Genomic DNA, 2,014 nt, shown 5'->3' on the forward strand with positions numbered 1-2,014 from the left:
AAAACTTAGCTGATACGAATACTGAAATTGGTAAAGTCATTCGTAGCGAAGAGTTTGATAATTTATTTTATTATGGTGGCAACGATTTAGGAAATACATATACTCCGCAACATACAAAGTTCCGTTTATGGGCTCCTACTGCAAGCGAAGCGAAGTTAGTTACATATAAAAACTGGAACGATAAAATAGGTGCTGAAATAAACATGCAACAAGGTGAAAAGGGAACTTGGACAGCAGAACTAAAGGGGAACCAAAAAGGGCTCTTTTATACGTATAAGGTCAAAATTGGTGATAAGTGGACTGAAGCGGTTGATCCATATGTGCGTGCTGCTTCTGTAAATGGGGATAAAGGTGCAGTCGTTAATTTAGAAGAAACAAATCCGAAAAAATGGAAAGCAAACAAAAAGCCAAAATTTAAAAATCCGGAAGATGCTATTATTTATGAGTTACATGTACGCGATCTTTCCATCCAACCTGAAAGTGGTATTAAACAGAAAGGGAAGTATTTAGGTGTAACAGAAAAAGGAACAAAAGGGCCAGAAGGTGTAAAAACAGGACTTGATCATATAAAGGATCTAGGTGTTACTCACGTTCAGTTTTTACCGATATTTGATTATGCTTCTGTAAATGAAGAGACTTTAAATGAACCGCAATATAACTGGGGATATGATCCTAAAAATTTCAACGTTCCAGAAGGCTCCTATTCTACAAATCCTTATGAGCCGACTGTGCGAATAACTGAATTGAAGCAAATGGTTCAAACACTACATGATAATAATCTTCGAGTAGTGATGGATGTAGTATATAACCATATGTATAATGCTGCTGAATCTAATTTTCATAAGTTAGTTCCAGGTTATTATTATCGTTACAATGAAGATGGAACATTTGCAAATGGAACTGGAGTAGGAAATGATACTGCTTCAGAAAGAAAAATGATGAGGAAATTTATGATAGATTCCGTAACATATTGGGCAAAAGAATACAATTTAGATGGATTCCGTTTTGATTTAATGGGTATTCATGATTATGAAACGATGAATAAAATACGTAAAGCTGTTAATCAAATTGACCCTTCTATTATACTACACGGAGAAGGATGGGATTTAAATACACCTCTTGCAGCTGAGCTGAAAGCAAATCAAAAAAATGCAGAGAAAATGAAAGGGATTGCTCATTTTAACGATAATATACGTGATGGGTTGAAAGGTAGTGTATTTGAGGAAAAGGAAAATGGTTTTATAAATGGAAAGGAAAACATGGAAGATCGTATTAAAAAAGGTATTACGGCAGGTATTGACTACGATACAAATTCGTCTACCTATCAAGATCCGGAACAGGTATTAACTTATGTGGAAGCACATGACAATCATACATTATGGGATAAACTTGAGTTAACTAATCCAGGTGACAGTGAAGAAATGCGAAAACAAATGCACAAATTGTCTTCTTCAATTTTATTAACATCACAAGGGATTCCATTTTTACATGCAGGGCAAGAGTTTATGCGCACGAAATACGGTGATCATAATAGTTACAAATCTCCAGATTCAATTAACCAGATGGATTGGCTGCGCCGTGCAACGTTTAATAATGAAGTAGATTATATGAAGGGTTTAATAGAATTACGCAAAAAGTACTCAGCTTTTCGAATGACATCTGCAGAGCAAATAAAAACACACGTATCATTTATTGATGCTCCGAAAAATACTGTAGCTTATACAATAGAGGGGAATAAAAATGAATACTTTACAGTGGCTCACAATGCAAATAGAGAAGCTGTTGAAATAACACTTCCATCGAAAGGGCCTTGGAAAGTACTAGTAGACAGCAAGCAGGCGGGAAGTAAACCACTTTATGTTGTCCATGACAATAAAATTAAAGTTCCTGCATTAAGTTCATTTGTCTTAAAAACAGAGAAACCGATTAAATAAAAGCGAAGAATGTGGAAATAAATACTGCATTGAGCAAATTGAACAAGGATTGCAAATAAAAAAAGCGAAGTGAAGATTAT

General features: G+C 34.9%; 1 protein-coding gene. It reads left to right on the forward strand.

Going from position 1 to position 2,014, the window contains the following annotated elements; translation table 11 throughout:
* A partial coding sequence (pulA, locus tag ACQGS6_RS27265) for a type I pullulanase (protein WP_426965931.1) occupies positions 1-1,934 on the forward strand: 1,934 nt, incomplete at its 5' end.
* Between the last annotated feature and the right edge of the window lie 80 nt (positions 1,935-2,014).

This window comes from Bacillus sp. GMs2/2, from assembly GCF_050172095.1.
Taxonomy (GTDB): Bacteria; Bacillota; Bacilli; order Bacillales; family Bacillaceae_G; genus Bacillus_A; species Bacillus_A cereus.